General features: G+C 70.3%; 17 protein-coding genes. 6 read left to right on the top strand and 11 right to left on the bottom strand.

Features of this window, described 5'->3' with window-relative positions:
• Positions 1 to 360: 360 nt before the first annotated feature.
• The 3 genes from CF165_RS47375 to CF165_RS47385 are packed head-to-tail and all read right to left on the bottom strand — an operon-like array spanning position 361 to position 2,392.
• On the bottom strand, positions 361 to 624 hold the full coding sequence (locus CF165_RS47375) for a TetR family transcriptional regulator (protein WP_158226959.1): 264 nt from the start codon (positions 622 to 624) through the stop codon (positions 361 to 363).
• A 29-nt stretch (positions 625 to 653) separates the two neighbouring features.
• On the bottom strand, positions 654 to 1,256 hold the full coding sequence (locus tag CF165_RS47380) for a response regulator transcription factor (RefSeq protein ID WP_093954173.1): 603 nt from the start codon (positions 1,254 to 1,256) through the stop codon (positions 654 to 656).
• Positions 1,253 to 2,392 (bottom strand): sensor histidine kinase, encoded by a 1,140-nt coding sequence (locus CF165_RS47385; RefSeq protein WP_093954174.1) that lies wholly within the window; start codon positions 2,390 to 2,392, stop codon positions 1,253 to 1,255. The genes CF165_RS47380 and CF165_RS47385 overlap by 4 nt, the downstream gene beginning before the upstream one ends.
• A 108-nt stretch (positions 2,393 to 2,500) precedes the next feature.
• On the opposite strand from CF165_RS47385, the gene CF165_RS47390 reads away from it, so the two are divergent.
• Genes CF165_RS47390 through CF165_RS47400 form a run of 3 tightly spaced genes read left to right on the top strand, consistent with a single transcriptional unit; the run spans position 2,501 to position 5,578 of the window.
• Complete coding sequence (locus CF165_RS47390) at positions 2,501 to 3,385, top strand: ABC transporter ATP-binding protein (protein ID WP_093954175.1); 885 nt, start codon at positions 2,501 to 2,503, stop codon at positions 3,383 to 3,385.
• 11 nt (positions 3,386 to 3,396) lie between these two features.
• On the top strand, positions 3,397 to 4,116 hold the full coding sequence (locus tag CF165_RS47395; RefSeq protein WP_093954176.1) for an ABC transporter permease: 720 nt from the start codon (positions 3,397 to 3,399) through the stop codon (positions 4,114 to 4,116).
• A 28-nt stretch (positions 4,117 to 4,144) separates the two neighbouring features.
• Positions 4,145 to 5,578, top strand: coding sequence for an alpha/beta hydrolase (locus CF165_RS47400; protein ID WP_093954177.1), 1,434 nt, complete (start codon positions 4,145 to 4,147; stop codon positions 5,576 to 5,578).
• Between the two features lie 404 nt (positions 5,579 to 5,982).
• On the opposite strand, the gene CF165_RS47405 is transcribed toward CF165_RS47400, so the two are convergent.
• A complete protein-coding gene (locus CF165_RS47405; protein WP_093954178.1) occupies positions 5,983 to 6,561 on the bottom strand; it encodes a TetR/AcrR family transcriptional regulator in 579 nt (192 codons plus the stop codon).
• A gap of 69 nt (positions 6,562 to 6,630) precedes the next feature.
• Here CF165_RS47405 and CF165_RS47410 point away from each other — a divergent pair, with 69 nt between their 5' ends.
• On the top strand, positions 6,631 to 8,175 hold the full coding sequence (locus CF165_RS47410) for an FAD-dependent monooxygenase (protein WP_093954179.1): 1,545 nt from the start codon (positions 6,631 to 6,633) through the stop codon (positions 8,173 to 8,175).
• 178 nt (positions 8,176 to 8,353) lie between these two features.
• Here CF165_RS47410 and CF165_RS47415 read toward each other — a convergent pair whose 3' ends face one another.
• Positions 8,354 to 9,262, bottom strand: coding sequence for an alpha/beta hydrolase (locus tag CF165_RS47415; RefSeq protein WP_093954180.1), 909 nt, complete (start codon positions 9,260 to 9,262; stop codon positions 8,354 to 8,356).
• A 40-nt stretch (positions 9,263 to 9,302) separates the two neighbouring features.
• Between CF165_RS47415 and CF165_RS47420 the strand changes: the two genes are divergently transcribed.
• A complete protein-coding gene (locus CF165_RS47420; protein WP_240522171.1) occupies positions 9,303 to 9,779 on the top strand; it encodes a MarR family winged helix-turn-helix transcriptional regulator in 477 nt (158 codons plus the stop codon).
• A gap of 313 nt (positions 9,780 to 10,092) precedes the next feature.
• Here CF165_RS47420 and CF165_RS47430 read toward each other — a convergent pair whose 3' ends face one another.
• Positions 10,093 to 10,446, bottom strand: coding sequence for a hypothetical protein (locus CF165_RS47430; RefSeq protein ID WP_093954201.1), 354 nt, complete (start codon positions 10,444 to 10,446; stop codon positions 10,093 to 10,095).
• Positions 10,447 to 10,890: 444 nt separating this feature from the next.
• Between CF165_RS47430 and CF165_RS52315 the strand changes: the two genes are divergently transcribed.
• On the top strand, positions 10,891 to 11,418 hold the full coding sequence (locus CF165_RS52315; protein WP_205661212.1) for a chromate transporter: 528 nt from the start codon (positions 10,891 to 10,893) through the stop codon (positions 11,416 to 11,418).
• On the opposite strand, the gene CF165_RS47445 is transcribed toward CF165_RS52315, so the two are convergent.
• The 5 genes from CF165_RS47445 to CF165_RS47465 all read right to left on the bottom strand — a co-directional run bounded on the left by CF165_RS47445 (position 11,367) and on the right by CF165_RS47465 (position 16,765).
• A complete protein-coding gene (locus CF165_RS47445; RefSeq protein WP_093954183.1) occupies positions 11,367 to 11,684 on the bottom strand; it encodes a DUF2690 domain-containing protein in 318 nt (105 codons plus the stop codon). The genes CF165_RS52315 and CF165_RS47445 overlap by 52 nt on opposite strands.
• Complete coding sequence (locus CF165_RS47450) at positions 11,659 to 11,844, bottom strand: hypothetical protein (RefSeq protein WP_093954184.1); 186 nt, start codon at positions 11,842 to 11,844, stop codon at positions 11,659 to 11,661. Before CF165_RS47450 ends, CF165_RS47445 begins: the two co-directional genes overlap by 26 nt.
• Before the next feature lie 99 nt (positions 11,845 to 11,943).
• Positions 11,944 to 14,259 carry an XRE family transcriptional regulator gene (locus CF165_RS47455; protein ID WP_093954185.1) on the bottom strand — a complete coding sequence of 772 codons (2,316 nt, stop codon included), beginning with the start codon at positions 14,257 to 14,259 and terminating at the stop codon, positions 11,944 to 11,946.
• A gap of 64 nt (positions 14,260 to 14,323) precedes the next feature.
• Positions 14,324 to 14,650: a hypothetical protein gene (locus CF165_RS47460; RefSeq protein ID WP_143268888.1), complete on the bottom strand. Its 327-nt coding sequence runs from the start codon at positions 14,648 to 14,650 to the stop codon at positions 14,324 to 14,326.
• A 576-nt stretch (positions 14,651 to 15,226) separates the two neighbouring features.
• On the bottom strand, positions 15,227 to 16,765 hold the full coding sequence (locus tag CF165_RS47465) for an outer membrane protein assembly factor BamB family protein (RefSeq protein ID WP_338023730.1): 1,539 nt from the start codon (positions 16,763 to 16,765) through the stop codon (positions 15,227 to 15,229).
• Positions 16,766 to 16,788: the final 23 nt, after the last annotated feature.

Consider the following 16,788-nt stretch of genomic DNA (forward strand, 5'->3'; position numbering starts at 1 on the left):
GGGCTTGTCCGCTTCGGAGCGATCGGGGTCATCCTCAGGAGCGTTCTGGGACACGGGTTCGGCCACGTCGTCGAGTTTACCGATCGTCACAAGATGAAATGTGATCCGTGTGACGCACCAGCGACAGCTCGCACGGAACTCGCGAGATCACCCAGAAGAGGTGCGAAAGCCGAGGCCCCGCTGTCCGAGGAGCGGGCTTTCGCGGCACGGCGCGGCGAGCTCAGTTTCGGGCGCAGCTCTGGGGTGACACGCAGGGTTCATCCCCGGCGGCCGATCCCGGTCAGGTCAAGCTCATCGATACGCCGGTCTGTCCGGCGGGGACTTCGCCGTGACGCGGAATCACTCTGCCCGCTTCGTAGGTCACGAAGACCGCTTGGTCAGCTGGTGGTCGATCAGCTCCGCCAGCCGGGGTACGACGTTCTCCGGACCCGGCCCGTCGAGCCACTCGCGCAGCGTGTCCGTCCGCAGCCGCAGGACGCGGGAGCCGGCCTCGAGCAGCAGGGCCGGGACCGAGTCGAAGTGTTCGGCCGCCGCGCCGGGCGGGAGGCCCGCCTCGGCTGTCACCGTCTCCGCGGTGACGCTCGCGAGGCCGCCGCGCTGTGCCAGGCGGACGGCGGCGTGCACAGCCGCTCCCGCCATTCGGGGTCGATTGGCTACAGCCAGTCGTGCTCACGGGCGTAGCGGGCCGCTTCGTGGCGGGTGCGGGTCTGGGTCTTCTGCATCGCGTTGGACAAGTAGTTGCGGACCGTGCCCTCCGCGAGGTGCAGCTGCCCGGCGATGTCGGCCACCGAAAAACCCTCCCGGGTCGCGCGCAGGACGTCCAGCTCGCGGTCGGTCAGCGGGCAGTCGTCGACGACGGCGAGGGCCGAGACGTCCGGGTCGATCCAGCGCTTGCCCGCGTGCAGGGTCTTGATCACCGAGGTGATGTGGGCCGGTTCCGCCGCCTTGCTGACGAAGCCCTGGACGCCGAGCTTCAGCGCCTTGCGGAGCACGCCGGGGCGGGCGTGGCGGGTCAGCATCAGGATCACCTGCTCCGGCAGGGCCCGGCGGATCTCCTCGACCGCGCCGAGCCCGTCCACGCGGGGCATCTCGAGGTCGATGACCAGCACGTCCGGCCGGTGTTCGAGGGTGGCCGCGACCGCCGTCTCGCCGTCTTCGGCCTCGGCCAGCACCGTGATCTCGCCTTCCAGCGGCAGCAGTGCGGCCAGTGCCTTGCGGAGCAGGGCTTCGTCGTCGGCGAGCACCACCGTCGTCATCGTCGGGCCTCCTTCGGCGCGGGGAAGGCCGCCGCGGTGCGGAAGCGGCCGCCCTGGTGGGAGACTTCCAGCTCGGCGCCGTGCTCCGCCAGGCGCTGCCGGAGCACCGCGAGCCCGCCGAGCTCGAGCGGGCCGGTGTCCGGGGCGCCGTCGTTGACGATCGCGATCCCACGCCGGGTGAGCGTGATCCCCACCTGGCGGGTTTCGGCGTGGCGCAGGATGTTGGTCGTCGTCTCGCGCAGGACCTGGCCGAGCAGTTCGCCCGCGGCGGCGTCCACTTCGGACTCGCGCGTGACGCGGACGTGGATGCCCGCGGCCTCGAAGAGGTTCTTGGCGTTCTCCAGCTCGGCGGACAGGTTCAGCCGCCGTTGGGCGTAGGCGAGTTCCTTGGTCTGGACGATGGTTTCACCGACCAGGTCGTGCACCTCACGCAGTTCCTCGCGCGCCCGATCCGGTTCGCGGTCCAGCAGCTTCTCGGCCAGTGCCACCTTCAGCTTCACCACGTGCAGGGTGTGCCCCTGGATGTCGTGCAGGTCGGAGGCGAAGCGCACGCGCTCCCGGGTGACGGCGAGGTCCGCTTCGCGCTCGCGGGACTGCTCGAGCTCCGCGATCAGGTCGAAGAAGCGCTGGCTGACGAACATGAACGCGGTCGAGAACAGCATGGCGGCCGCGGGGACGGCGGCGAACTGGAACAGCCGCCAGCCGATCCGGTCGTCGTGCACGAGCGCGTTCGTCGTGCCCAGGGCCGCGATCAGGGCCGCCAGCCCGCCCAGCGCGGCGAGCCGGTGGCGCGGCAGCGGCGGGATCAGGAACGACCCCACGACGGAGAGCCCGAAGAACGCGGACGTGTCGTCGGTCAGCGCCCCGGCCAGCCACACCACCGCGGTGACGACCAGGCTCGGGCGCGCGACGCGGAGGTAGTCGCCCGCGGTCCAGCGTTCGGCGGTCGCCAGCGCCGCGACCAGCCCGATCACCTGGATGACGACGTGCCACCAGGAGCGGGCGGTCAGCACCAGCAGCAGCACGCCGACGATCGCCAGCGGCGGGACGGTCGTGATCAGGTTCAGCCGGCGCAGCCGCTCCTGGACCGCCCCGCCGGTCCAGGAGCTCCGGCGCGCGATCATCGGTACCTCCACCAGCCGAGCGTATCCGGATCGGCGGGCCGCACCAGTGACACCACGTCACATCCCGGGGTGACGTCGCCACACTGCCGGGCCGCGCCGATCCACGCTGGAATTCGGGGCATGTCCACGACACCGGTCATCGACGTCGATCGCCTCACCCTCACCTACGGCGGCTTCCCCGCCGTAAAAGACCTTTCGTTCCAAGTGGATCGCGGGGAGCTGTACGCCCTGCTCGGCACGAACGGCGCCGGCAAGACTTCGACCCTGGAGACGGTCGAAGGTCACCGCGCACCGACCTCGGGGGCCGTGCGGGTGTTCGGCAAGGACCCCCGCGACCGCGCCGCCGTCCGCCCGCGGATGGGGATCATGCTGCAGGAGAGCGGGTTTTCCGCCGATCTGACCGTGCGCGAAACCGTAGGCCTGGTCGGGCGGCTCACCGAGCGGCACGACGACGTCGGGCGCGTGCTCGGTGTGGTCGACCTCACCCGCCAGGCGGGCACCAAGGTCGGGCAGCTGTCGGGCGGGGAGAAGCGGCGGCTCGATTTCGCCACCGCCGTCTACGGCACACCCGAGCTGGTCTTCCTCGACGAGCCCACCACCGGCCTCGACATCCAGTCCCGCGACGCGCTCTGGGACGCCGTCGACCGGCTGCGCGAGGACGGCTCGACCGTCGTGCTCACCACGCACTACCTCGAGGAAGCGCAGCAGCGCGCCGACCGCATCGGGCTCATGCACCAGGGCGCCTTCCACCGCGAGGGCACCGTCGCCGAGCTGACCAGGACGCTGCCCTCGACCATCCACTTCGGACTCCCGGCCCACGCGCCGTCGCCGCCGCTGCTCGCGACGCGGGGCGTGGACGGCAAGTACCTCGTCGAGACCTTCGGCCTGCAGAAGGACCTGCACACGCTGCTCGCCTGGGCGCAGGACCAGGCCGTGGAACTGCTCGACCTGCAGGCCGGGCCGACGCGGCTCGACGACGTCTTCCGCGCCATCGAAAACTCCTGAGAGGGGGAACCATGTTGACGATCGCCCGCGGCGAACTGCTCCAGCTGTTCCGGAACCGGCTCGTCCTGGTCACCGCCCTGGTCCTGCCGGCCGCGCTCAGCGCGTTCTTCATCGCCCGGCACGACCTGTTCGCCGAGGTGGGGAGCCTCGGCTACATCGCGACGCTGACGTTGTTCTTCGTGCTGGGCATCGGCCTCTACACCACGGCGGTGACGACGCTGGCCGCCCGCCGCCAGAACCTGTTCCTCAAGCGCCTGCGCTCGACCGCGGCGAGCGACGCCGGGATCCTCGGCGGGCTGCTGCTGCCGGTCACCGCGATCGCGGTGGTGCAGATCGCCGTGCTGCTCGCCGTGCTGGCCGTGGTCACCGGGAAGCCGGCGAACCCGCTGCTGCTGGCCGCCGCCGTCGTGGCCACCGTGGTGATGATGCTCGCGCTGGGGCTGGCCACGGCCGGGCTGACGAACTCGCCCGAACACGCGCAGGTGACCACGCTGCCGATCAGCTTCGGCGTGATCGCGGTGGCCGGCTGGGTCGGCCTCACCGGAACCGGGGAGCTGACGCTGCTCAAGCGCCTGCTGCCCGGCGGCTCCGCGGCCGAGCTGGTGCTCGACGCGTGGAACGGCGGCCGCCCGGTCGCCGATTCGCTGGTCCTCTTCGCCCCGACCCTCGCCTGGGTCTTCGTCGCGGTCGTGCTGGCGACGCGGCTCTTCCGCTGGGAACCGCGCCGCTGACCGGCGGTGCGAACGAAAGGAAATTCCGATGCGTAAAACCCTGCTGGCCGTCGCGATCGCCGTGGCCGGCGCGACGACCGTCGTCCCCGCGGCGTCCGCCGCACCGAACACTTTGGCCTGGGGACCGTGCCCCGCCGGGGCGTTCCCGACGCCGGATCTGCAGTGCACGACCATGAAAGTCCCGCTGGACTACCGGGATCCGGGCGGGCGCACGATCGACATCGCCGTGTCGCGCCTGCCGAGCAAGAACCCGGCGAAGCGGCGGGGCGTGCTGCTGACCAACCCGGGCGGTCCCGGCGGCGGTGGCCTGGACTACCCGCAGCTGCTGAAGCTCGTGCGGATGCCGCCGGACGTGCTCGACTCCTACGACATCATCGGGTTCGACCCGCGCGGGGTCGCGCACAGCACGCCGGTGACGTGCGACCTGAAGCCGGAGCAGATCGCGGTCGGCAACCTGCCGTACGCGAACGGCCCGGCCGACGTCGTGAAGCAGGCCGCGCTGGCGAAGCAGGAAGCCGAGCAGTGCGCCGAGGCGAAGACCGGGTCGATGCTGCCGTACCTCACCACGGCGAACACCGCGCGGGACATGGACCGCATCCGCGCGGCGCTCGGGGAAGCGAAGGTGTCGTACCTCGGCGCGTCCTACGGCACGTACCTCGGCGCGGTGTACACGACGCTGTTCCCCGAGCGCAGCGACCGGTTCGTGCTGGACAGCAGCCTCGGGCCGGGCGGCTACGACATCGACGCGATGCGCGGCTTCGCGCGGGGCATGGAGGACCGGTTCCCGGACTTCGCGGCCTTCGCCGCGGCGCACCCGGAGTACGGCCTCGGCACCACGCCGGCGCGGGTGACGGCCAAGTTCCACGAGCTGGCGGCGCGGCTGGACCGTGAGCCGGTCGAGGGCGTCGACGGCTCGGTCTTCCGCGGCCTGACGTTCCAAGGCCTGTACGTGACGGACCTGACGCAGCTGGCCAAGGACTGGCAGGGACTCGATCAGGGCCGGGCCCCGAAGCCGCCGGAGGCGCCGGTGACCGGCGTGGAAAACCTGCTGGCGTCCCGGTTCGCGGTGATCTGCGGGGATTCGGCGTGGCCGCGGTCGATCGCGAGCTACCAGGTGGACGTGGCCGTCGACCGGATCCGCTACCCGCTGCTCGGCGCGGCGAGCGCGAACATCTCGGCGTGCGCGTACTGGGCCCCGCCGGCCGAGCCGCGGGTGCGGATCACCGGCCACGGCCCGGCGAACGTGCTGATGGTGCAGAACCAGCGTGATCCGGGCACGCCGCTGTCGGGAGCCCGCAAGCTGCGCGCGGCGTTCGGCGAGCGCGCCCGGATGATCACGATCGACCAGGGCGGGCACGGGGCCTACCTGTTCACGCCCAGCAAGTGCGGGAACGCGCTCGTGACCGAGTACCTGGTGAGCGGGAAGCGGCCGGACGACACCTTCTGCGCCGCGGGAAGCTGACCGTGGGCGGCGGTACCACCCTGTCCCCTGGGGTGGCACCGCCTCTTCGGGTCAGCCCACCGCGACGGCTGAGGGCGGTGATGCGCAGCGGACGATGGCGAGGGTCTGGCACGTGACCTTCGACCGCCTCACCGACACCCCGGCCGCGGGCGGGGTGCTGCGGCAACTGGCCTGGTTCGCCCCGGACAGCATCCCCCGGGACCTGCTGATCGGTGGGATGGGGGAGCCCGAGTTATCCGAGGCGCTGGGCCGCCTGGCCGCCTACAGCATGATCATTCTGACCGGGGACACTGTGGCTGTGCATCGTCTGGTTCAGGCGGTCACCCGCACACCCGACCCGACCGACGCGCACCGTCAGCCCGCCGACATCGCCTCCGCCCGCGACAGCACCGGCGTATCTAAGCTCAGCGTGGTGCGGCGCGCCAGCCGTGTTCGAGGATGGCGAACGCGGCTTCGACGGTGCGGGCCGGATCTTCGGCGCGGATCGCGAGTGCCGAGGTTTCCAGCGCGAAGTGGGCCAGTGTGGCGCATCCGGGATCGGTTTCGGGTGCGCCGGTTTCGGCGGCGAGGACTTGGCTGAGCGCGTCCTCGTGCCGCATCCACATCCGGTGCCAGTACTCGCTGAGTGCCGGCGTGCTGCGCACGAGGGTCATGAACTCCGCCGCCCCGTCGGCGGCGGCGCCGCGCTCGACGCGGGTCAGCGTGTGGTCCCGCAGCGCGGCGAGCACTGAAGTGCCCGGCGCGCGGTCGCGCACAGCGGCGATCAGGGCCTCCTCGATGTCGGCGTCCCGGTCGAAGACGAGCGATTCCTTGCTGGGGAAGTGTTTCTGCAGGGTTGTGGTGGACACGTCGGCGGCGTCGGCGATCTCACGGACGCCCACGTTGTCGTAGCCGCGTTCGAGGAACAGCCGCAGGGCCGCGTCGGCCAGCGCCTGGTGGGTAGCCGCCTTCTTGCGCTCCCGCCTCCCCATCCCGGTCGTCATGCCTTGACGATACCACTAGTTGTACGGTGTACTAAGTTGTACCGTGTCACTTTGGATCGAGGAGTTCCGATGACCGTTCGTCTTCCTGTTCTGATCAGCGGTGGCGGGATCGCTGGACTGACCGCCGCCCTGCTGTTGCGGCGCGAAGGGGTGGATCCGGTGCTGGTCGAGAAGCACGCCGGTGTGTCGCCGCAGCCGAAGGCGCGCCGGTTCAACCCGCGCAGCACCGAAGTGTTCCGCCTACTGGGCCTCGCGGCCGAGGTCGCCGAGGCGAGTGCGCCACTGGCGTCGTTCACCGAGGTCCTGGCCGGCCCGACACTGGCCGCCGCCCAGGTGCGCGAACTGAGCGGCACCATGCGGGAGCGGCGGCTGCAGCAGGCGAGGATTCCCGAGCTGAGCCCCGGACCGAACGTCTTGTGCCCGCAGGTCGTGCTGGAGCCGATCCTGCGCCGGGCCGCCGAAGAACGGGGAGTGTCCGTGCGGCTCGGCACCGAACTGGTGTCCTTCACGCAAGACGACGACGGGGTGACCGCGCTGCTGAAGCCCGCGGACGGCGAGCCGTATGAGCTGACCGCGGACTACCTGATCGCCGCCGACGGCGCCCGCAGTCCCATCCGCACGGCACTGGGCATCCCGCGCAGCGGCCACGGTCATCTCGCCGACAACCTCGACCTCTACTTCCGCGCCGATCTCACCGAGCTCGCGCGAGAAAAGCCGTTCAACCTGTGCGAGATCGACAACCCGGTGGCCTCGGGCGCCTTCCTCTCGGTCAACGGCACGGACCGCTGGCTGTTCTCGACGGCCGACTTCCCCGAGGCGCACACGCTCGGCGACGGCGACTGGCACGACCTCCTGCGCATCGTGACCGGCATCCCGGATCTCGAAGTCGAACTGCTCAGCCGGTCGCCCTGGGAGTCGGCGATGCGCGTGGCCGACCGGTTCCGCGACGGCCGCGTGTTCCTGGTGGGCGACGCCGCGCACATGATGCCCCCGATGGCCGCGGCCGGAGCCAACACCGCCATCGCCGACGCGGCCAACCTCGCCTGGAAGCTCGCGGCCGTACTGGCCGGACAGGCGGCGCCCGCCCTCCTCGACACCTACCACGCCGAACGCCGTCCGGCCGGCTACGCGATCGCCGAAGCCTCCAGCACGGTCCGCGGGCACGTCGGCGACATGCTGGCCGCCTTCACCAAGCCCGACAGCCGGCACGACGACCTGCCCGCCACGATGTTCGGCACCCAGTACACCGAAGGCGCGTTCGTACCCGACGGCCGCGGCCCCGCGCCTGTCGACCACTACGCCCCGGCCGGCCGTCCGGGCACGCGCGTGCCCCATGCCTGGCTCGACGCGACGACGTCCACTGTGGACCTCGCCGGGCCCGGCCTGACCCTGCTCACCGGCCCGGACAACGGACGCTGGATCGCCGAAGCAGATCGTCTCGGGTTGCGCCTGGCCACGGTGTCGCACCAGCACTGGCTCGCCGAGGTCTGCCTGCCCGCCGACGGCGCTCTGCTGCTGCGCCCGGACGTCATCGTCGCCTGGCACTCGGCGTGCGGCACGCCACTCGCCGAGGCAGTGACCCGAGTGCTCGGCACCGCGGCCATCCCCGCGTAACGGGCAGATCAGCTCCAGCGGAATCAGCCGCCGGCTTCGACGTGCGGTGCGGTCAGGATCCAGTCGCGCGAGTAGCGCCTCTCGATGGCCGCGGCGCGAATTGCCTGCTCACCGGCATGTGCGTGCGTCTGGCCGCCTGCCGTCGACCGCCCTGCGGCATGAGCGCCTGTCGGCACATTCACGACTCGCCGGGGTGAACGTGCTGGGTGAGGAAGAGCGCCGCGCGGTCGAGAGCGTGGTCGGCTTCGTCGAGGATGCCGGTGAACGCCTGGAACACGTGCGGTACGTCGGCGGTGACGTCGAGGATGACGTCCACTCCGGCTTCTCGGGCGCGGGCGGCCATCCGCGTGGAGTCGTCCAGCAGGATTTCGTTGGTGCCGACCTGGAGCAGCATTGGGGGGAAGCCGGCCAGGTCGCCGATCTGGGCGGGGCTGACCAGTTCGTGGCGCGGGTCCTGGCCGGCGAGGTACATCGCGCCGGTGCGCTGGAGGCCCTCACGGGTGAAGAACGGGTCGATGCCGGCCTTCGTGTCCATGCTTTCGCCCGTGCGGGTGCCGTCCAGGCCGGGGGAGAAGGCGACGATCGCCGCCGGCGCCGGCAGTCCCGCGGCGCGGGCCGAGAGGCAGGTGGTGACGGTCAGGCCACCGCCGGCGGAGTCCCCGGCGAAGGCGATGGACGCGGGGTCCACGCCGGCGTCGAGCAACGCGCGGTAGGCGGCGACCGCGTCGTCGATCGCGGCCGGGAACGGGTGCTCGGGAGCGAGCCGGTAGTCCAGCGACAACGCCCGGAAGCCGGTCCTGGTCACCAGGTTCCCGGTCAGCGACAGCGCGGTCTCGGGCGAGCCGACGATGTAGGAGCCGCCGTGGAAGTACAGGATCGTGCCGGCCCGGGACCGGCCGGCCGGTTCGACCAGCAGCGCCCGTCGCGACCCGAGCACCGTTTCCGTGGTTTCGATTCCGTCCGGCACGGTCATCGCGGCCATCATGGTCGCGAACCCCGCTCGCATCTGCTCGACCGACGGCGGGCTCTCGGGCTGCGGTTGGTCACGCAGCATCGCGTCGATCTTCGCTCGTTGTGCCCTGCTCATGGTGTGGTCCTCTCGAGTGTATGCCGCTACAGTATATGCCGTGGCATCTAAGTCGAAGGGCCCTCGGTCGGATCTCCGCGTGCTGTTCGCCGACCTGGTCCGCTGCGAGACGCGGCTGTACAACGCGCTCAACGACCGGCTGCGGGAGCGGCACGGGATCGTCACCTCGCAGTACGAGTTCCTGTACCACCTGCGCGAGCACCCCGGCTCCCGGGTGGCCGACCTCGCCGCCGAGTTCGCGATCGGGATCGGGGCGACCAGCAAGGGAATCGACCGCCTGGAGCGGCACGGCTGGGTCGCCCGGCAACCGAACCCGGCCGACCGCCGTTCGTCGCTGCTGGTCCTGACCGACGACGGTGTCTGCCTGGCCGACGCCGCCGAACGGACTTTCACCGAGCGGGTGACCGAACTGGTCGGAGAGACCCTCGGCGCCACCAGGACGGCGGCGGTCGCCGAGGCGCTGGCCCTGCTGCGCACCGCGCTGGAGCACGACCAGATCGGCATGCCCACCGGCTGACGACTCGGCGAGTTCACCACCGCGGCACTTCGGACGGTGCGCATCGCCATTCCGTGCGGCGAGCGGACGCGACACCTCGATCTTCCTGTCGTCGGCATGACAGTGCGTTTGGGCGTGACGGAGTTGCTGCCATGACATCTGGGCTGACGCAAGGACACGAGGTTGTGCTCGAGACAAGTTGCCTGCTGCTCCGACCGTGGCGCGTGGCCGAGGCTGTCATCCAGCGCCCGTACGGGATCGATTGCGGCCCGCGTGACCCGTTCGGCAACAGCATCCGGTTCAGCCAGCCGCTGTCGGGATCCTGAAACGCCGGTCAGTGCAGCCAGCGCAGCGCCGCGTCGACGCAGTCCTCCGGGCTGCTGTTGAACGCGATCGCCGCGGCGGGTGCGTGCCGGCGGACCAGGTTGACCACCCGTTCGAAGAGCTCGAGCAAGGGTTCGTGGGTGCGGATGCCGCCACCGATCACGACGCAGGCGTAGGTGTGGCCGGCCAGCGCCTCCTCGACGGCCTGTTCGGGGCGCTCCTCGGGGGATACCAGGCAGTAGTCGGCCGCGATGCCGTGATCGTCGAATCGGGCTCGGCCGCGGGCGATCGCGGCTTGGACCGGTTCAGGGTCCCAGCCGTCCAGCTTGGCGGGGTCGAGACCGATGACCATCACTCGTGTCATCGCCGAGACGATACGCCGGCGGCCGGAACCGTGGTTGCCGGACGACGTGACGTCCGGCAACCACAGGGGCCATATCCGATGAGCCAGCTGTCCGCCGGAGACGACTGGCCCAGGATCACCCCGATGTTCAGGGCCCTGATCAGCGTGTCCAGCCTCAAGGCCGCCTACAACGACCGCCACGGCGTCGACCGGGTCGTCCGCGCCTCCGGCGCCGACTGGACCCTCGTCAGGCCCGTCGCTCTCTCCGGCAGCCCGGCGGTGCTCCGCTGCGGGCCGCCGAGGCAGGCACCGAGAAGCCGGCAATGCGGATCAGCCGCGCCGACGTCGCCGACTTCCTCGTGGGTCCACGCGAATGACATCGATGTGAAGACAGGTGCGCGAGCGACTGCCGGGATCGGGGCGTGATCAGCGAATTGCCGCGGCTGGGTGGTCCTGCGCTGGCGGATGACCGCGACCCACACCGGTGAGGCGGTCTGCTTGTTGCTGAACGGCGCGCTGTCCTATGGAGGCGGTTTCGTGATCATCCCGCTGATGCAGCACCACGCGGTGCACACCTACGGCTGGATGACCGACGCCCAGTTCCTCGACGCGGTGGTGCTCGGCCAGATCACCCCTGGCCCGATCGTGCAGACGGTCGCCGTAGTCGGCCACGCCGCCGCGGGGCTGACCGGCGCGCTGCTGGCCGCACTGGTCGTCTTCGCCCCGTCCTTCGCCTTCGTGCTGATCGGCGGCCCCCATCTGGGTCGCCTGCGGGGCAACCAGCGGGTGCGGAGTGGTGACAGCGCTGGCCGGCGCCGGAATCCTGGGCGTGCTGCTGACGGTGATCGGCTGGGCCTGACCGCCTGCCTTGGGACCGCGCCTGGGGTACGCGGTCCCAAGGCTTTCGCGACCCTTGCCGGATCGCTGCCTTCGGGGCCGGATCAGTACGGGGAGGTCCAGGCCTTGACCCAGTGGCGAAGCTTCCAGTCGTGATCGAATCCGTACGCACTGGACGTGATCGGGTCCTTGTCGTAGACCATCGCGGTGTAGCACGACGTGTTCTCGGCCGCATCGACGAGATCGCACCGGTATTGCTTGAGGTCGGAATTACGGTGGATCAGTGCGTAGCCGCCGGTGAAGTTGCCCGGGTCAGGACCGTAGGCGTTGCTCAGCCGAGCCCACGCCGTGTGGCATTTGAGGCTGTACCGCAGCTCCACGTAGGCTTCGCTCCAGTCACCCCCGGAATTGAGGTGTGACAGCGCTTTCGTCGTGGCGTCGTTGGCGCCATCCGGTCGCGATGGGGTCCTTGCCGTCGTAGGCGTAGTTCGTTGCTTCGGCCGGGACGGCCAGCGTCAACGGCAGCAGCCCGGCGGTGAGCAAACCGATGGCGGCCCGGGTGACCCCCGTGCGTACGGTCACATTCCCCTCGTTTCCCTAGGTGAGTGAGCCCGCGCCGAAGGACCCTGGCACGTGTTGCCCAGCCTGTCCGGTCGCGGCGGTGACGAACAGCGACAACCTCTACAGTTCGCCTGCACACTTGGCGGCGTTCCGCGCCAGTTCGAGGTCGGCGAGGACGGCGGTCTCGCGTTCGGCACCGCCGTGTTGATGCAGCAGGGTGTGGGCATCGGCGAGGACCTTGGCGGCAGCGCAGGGCTCGCCCATGTCGAGGAGGGTGCGGCCGAGGGCGGCCAGTGCGATTCCTTCGTCGAGCCGGACTCCCGCCGCTCGCCAGAGCCGGGCGCTTTGCCTGAGGTTGGTGACGGCGGGCTCGTACCGTCCGGCTTCCTGATGCACGACGCCGATCCTCGACTGCGCGTAGGCCATGCCGCGGTCGTCGCCGGTTCTTCGCGCTACGTCGAGCGCTTCGGTGGCGTAGGCGAATTCTCGCTGCGGGTCGCCTTTCCGGCCGTAAAGCACGCCGAGGTTGACCAGCGTCATCGTTTCGGCCTGGGACATGCCCAGCTCGCGGTTGAGCGCGAGGCTCCGTTCACCGAAGTCGACGGCCTCGTCGAGGTCGTTCCCGAGACTGAAGACGAAACAGAGGTTGTTCAGGCACGCCGCCAGGTATCGGCGGTCGTCGAGCCGTGAACAGTCCGCGAGGCTCTGCCGCAGCTCGTCGTGGGCTCGCCGGTAGTCGTCGGAACCGGACGCGCGGGTCAGCTCGGCGGCGGCGATGCCCAGGTCGTTGCGCAGTGTGGCGACCGCGGCCCGGTCGGACCCCGCCGAAACGAGGGTCAACGTCGCCTCGTTGACGCGGATCGCGTCCCGCCACCGGGCCCTGGCACGGTAGTACGCGAACAGCCCGAGCCCGACCGAGGCGACGACGTCACCTGGCACGCCGGGGATACCGATGGCCTGCTCGACGGCGGTGACGAGGGGCGGGTGGTGCGTGTCGAGCCAGCCGAACGCCTCGGCGGGTGTGTCCAGGGCTGGTGCCGCCGTTGCCTCGGCTCGGCCTGCTGCCCAGTCCAGCCGGTGCGAGGAAGCCGAGACCAGCGCCATGCCCCGCCACGCCACCGTGGCGTAGAGCTCGAGCACACGGGTGAGTGCTGCTGCGCGGTCCGGCACCGTGATCGCCGTCGCCAGCTCGCCGGCGTAACGGCGTAGGAGATCGTGCAGTCGGTACCGGCCTGGCGCCGGAGCCTCGAGCAGGTGCAGATCGGCCAGCCGCTCCAGCAGCCGTTCGGTCTCCTGCTCGGGCAGATCGAGCAGCTGGCAGACGACGCTCGTCGGCAGGTCCGGGACGTCGAGCAGGGACAGCAGGGGATAGACGCGTGCGGCCTGCCGGTCGAGCGGATGCGTGCCGAGCGCGAGCTGGTCGAACGACCACGCGAAGCTCGCCCGGACGCCGGCCGGGGTTGCTTCCAGCTCGTCGAGACACCGGTGCTCGTCGGCCAGCCGCTCGGCCAGGTGGGCGACCGGCCTGCCCGGCCGGGTCGCCAGCCGCGCACCGGCGAGGTGGATGGCGAGCGGGAGGCGGCCGCAGAGCCGGACCACCGCGGCGGCCGCGTCCGGTTCGGCGGCCACCCGGTCCGGTCCGGCCGTCGCTGCCAGCAGCTCGACGGCCGCGCGCTCGGGCAGCACGTCCACGAAGACCTGATGCGCCTGCGCCAGCGTGGGCAAGACCGCCCGGCTCGTCACGATGGCCGCCGATCCGGCCGTGCCGGGGAGCAGTGGCGCCACGTGCTCCACGTCCGGTGCGTTGTCCAGGATCAGGAGCACGCGCTTCCCGGCGAGCAACGACCTGAAGTGCGCCGACGCGGCCTGCAGTGTCGCCGGCGTGCCCGGCTCAGTGTCGCCGAGCGCCCGGAGCAGGGCATCGAGGGCGTCGATCGGCGCCGTCGGGCGTGCCGCGTGCCCGAGCAGGTCGAGATAGAGCTGACCGCCGGGGAAACGCGGTGCCAGCAAATGTCCGATGTGGACGGCGAGGGCGGTCTTGCCGACGCCGGCCATCCCGGAGATGGCGGCCACGACGGCGGTCTCGGGCTCCTCGAAGAGCCGGAGCAGGCGATCGACCTCCGCGTCCCGGCCGGCGAACACGGCGAGTTGCCCTGGCAGCTGGCGTGGTGGATCCTTCGCACCCGGCTCGGGACGGGACGCGCCGGTGGTACCCCGGCGTGACGTCACGGCTGCGAAGGCCTGCTGCTGCTCGTCGGTGAGGTCCAGCGCGGCGGAAAGCCGATCGACCGTGGCGCGGTACGGGAACCGCCGGTCACCGCGCTCGAGCGCCCCGATCGCCTGGCCGCTGAGACGAGCTCGCTCGGCGAGCGCCTCCTGCGTCAACCCGGCCGCGAGCCGATAGCGGCGTAGCTGCGCCCCGAACGACTCCGTCACACGACCCCCTCCGTGCCCGAGCGTCGCATGGAGGTATCAGTGTGTAAAGCCCGGTGTGGTCAGCTCACCGGGACTTCTTCTGCACCGAATCGGCGTTGACGGCCAGGAGCAAGTGGCCGCTGTCGTCGTCGACGACGACGTCGAGCCGTTCGATGTCCCCGGTGGCGATGGTGGTCGTCGCGCTGACCCGCATCGCGCCGGCATAGGTCACGTGCCACGACGACACGGTCTGTTCGCGCCCGTCCTTGGCGTGGACGACGAGCCGGCACGCGGTGTCGAGCGGGAGGCCGGTGAGCGTCATGTCGATCCGGGCGCCGGCGGGCAGGCGAGGAGGGGCGTCGAGACGTCGGCGGCTTCCTCGGAAGCTCCACCAGCGCCTGCGCTGAACCACGTGGTACGGCGGCCTCCTCGCCGACGTCGAACGCCGGCGAGGAAGCCGTACCCGGTCAGCAGCCGGCCGGTACCAGACTCGACGCCTCGTCGTTCTCGAACGCGGTGACGTTCACGGCGACGTTGGTGACCATGACTTGACGGTCCCCCTGGCCAGTATGTTTGCACCGCGGTGGTGTGTGCTGGGGGTGACCGTCGTCGATCTCTGGTATTCATGGCAGTTTGAAGGCTTGGCGGTCTCGAAAGTTGATCCGACAAAGTTCGTCAGCTCGGAGATTGTCACGTTCGTCGGGACGCCTCATCCGCTCATCGGCTACGAGCGAGCGTTGGCCGCGTTCCCCGGTCAGGCGGGTGAACGGCTGCAGCAGGCGGTCCACCTCACCTGGCGGGTGAGACAGTGGGCGCGGAGCCCCCGGATGTTTCTTCTTGAGTCACGACTTGATCAACATCCGGGGGCTCCGCTGCGTTTCCTATCGACAGTAGACAACCAGCCCGCCCCTGCAGGGCAACCACAACCACCCCGCCAAACCCCACTGACCAGCGCAAACCAAGATGAAAAATCCCGATTCCCGAGGTATCAAATGCCAAACGCCAGCAGCACGCGTCGCTTGTCCGGCACGTACGCCGGCAGGTAACCTGACTGCACGTAGACCATCCCGTGAGCGACGACCGCGCCACCGCCGGTGCCGTTGATCGTACTGCCCACACCCTCAAACCCGTTGACACCGGTGAAGGTGCGGATCGTGTCGTAGGTCCACAGCACGCTGCCGGTTGCGGAGTCGTAGGCCCGCAGCTTGCCGTCGTTCGAGCCCTCCCACACGAGGCCGGGGCTGCTGGTCGCGGCCGGCCCGTGCGCCAGGTAGCAGGCTCCGGGATTTTGCGCCGCGCCACCGGTGGTGCAGCCGTCCGCCGGGTGCGGTGTCTGCCACAACACGTCGCCGTTCGCCGGGTTCACCGCGAACAGCGAGCCCGGGTCGGCATGGTACGAGGCGATGTAGAGCCGTTTGCCGTCGTAGCTGGAGCCCCATTGGATGCCTTGCACGCCGCTGCCGCCGTTCCCTTGCGGCACGCCGAGTTGGCGGCGCCACACGACCTCGCCGGTACGGGCGTCGAACACGTGGTAGACGCCCGACTTCTGGCCGACACCGACGAGCATGCGGTCGCCGACGCGGAAGATGTTCGGTGTGGCACTGATGTCGTAGTCGAGCGCGGTGCCGTCCGCGAGTCCGGGGCAGTAGCCATTCGGATCCGGTTGGGTGCACTCCGCCCGCCACGTGTCGGCCTTGGTGACCTGGTTCTTCCACCGCACTCCGCCAGTGCGTGCGTCCAGGGCCAGCAGGGTGTCGAAGTCACCGCCACTGCCGGTGTAGTTCTGGCCGGTGCCGACGTAGAGCGTGCCGGTGCGCGGGTCGATCACGGGCGAGCTCCACACTCCGACACCTGACGGCTCGTACTTCGCCGCGCCGCTGGGCCACGTGCCGACCTGCTGCGGTTCCGGCACCGTGTAGTACCGCCACTTCACCTCGCCGGTGTTCACGTCGAGCGAGACGAGATGCCCGCGGAACGTGCAGCACGGGTAGTCTTGGCCGGAGAGGTTCTCGAGACTGGACACGCCAACATAGACACGTCCTTCGTAGACTATCGGTGAGCTGGTGACGCCGGCCTGCGGGTGCTCGCCGATACTGGTCGACCATTTCAGCGCGCCGGTGCGGGCATCGAGCGCGTAGAAGTAGCCACCCGCGTCACCGAAGAAGACCTTGCCGCCGGACACCGCCGGCCCGTCCCACGGGACCGCGCGATCCCCGTGGTTGACGGACGTCAGGTCGAACTCCCACTTCGCGGCGCCGGTATTGGCGTCGCGGGCGTAGAACTTGCCGTCCGGGCCGCCGAAGTAGATCGTGTTGCCGACGACAACCGGCTCGCTGCGCGACATCGCACCGATCTCCGGATAGACGAACGCCCACTTCAGCTTCAGGTTCTTGACGTTGTGAGCGTTGATGCGATGCTCGGCCGAGGCGTACCGGGAACCGACGAGATCCTTCTGCCACGTGGCCCAATCACCGTCGCTTGTGGACTGTTCGGCTTCCGACACACTGCCGGTCAATGTGGCGACCAAGGTGACGACGGCCCCAAGCGTGA

Source organism: Amycolatopsis vastitatis, assembly GCF_002234595.1.
Taxonomy (GTDB): domain Bacteria; phylum Actinomycetota; class Actinomycetes; order Mycobacteriales; family Pseudonocardiaceae; genus Amycolatopsis; species Amycolatopsis vastitatis.

Coding starts and splice junctions, on each gene's coding strand:
- CF165_RS47430 (WP_093954201.1), bottom strand. CDS start 10,446: ATGACACGAGTGATGGTCATCGGTCTCGACCCCGCCAAGCTGGACGGC.
- CF165_RS47405 (WP_093954178.1), bottom strand. CDS start 6,561: ATGACGACCGGGATGGGGAGGCGGGAGCGCAAGAAGGCGGCTACCCAC.
- CF165_RS47415 (WP_093954180.1), bottom strand. CDS start 9,262: ATGAGCAGGGCACAACGAGCGAAGATCGACGCGATGCTGCGTGACCAA.
- CF165_RS47400 (WP_093954177.1), top strand. CDS start 4,145: ATGCGTAAAACCCTGCTGGCCGTCGCGATCGCCGTGGCCGGCGCGACG.
- CF165_RS47410 (WP_093954179.1), top strand. CDS start 6,631: ATGACCGTTCGTCTTCCTGTTCTGATCAGCGGTGGCGGGATCGCTGGA.
- CF165_RS52315 (WP_205661212.1), top strand. CDS start 10,891: ATGACCGCGACCCACACCGGTGAGGCGGTCTGCTTGTTGCTGAACGGC.
- CF165_RS47395 (WP_093954176.1), top strand. CDS start 3,397: ATGTTGACGATCGCCCGCGGCGAACTGCTCCAGCTGTTCCGGAACCGG.
- CF165_RS47380 (WP_093954173.1), bottom strand. CDS start 1,256: ATGACGACGGTGGTGCTCGCCGACGACGAAGCCCTGCTCCGCAAGGCA.
- CF165_RS47390 (WP_093954175.1), top strand. CDS start 2,501: ATGTCCACGACACCGGTCATCGACGTCGATCGCCTCACCCTCACCTAC.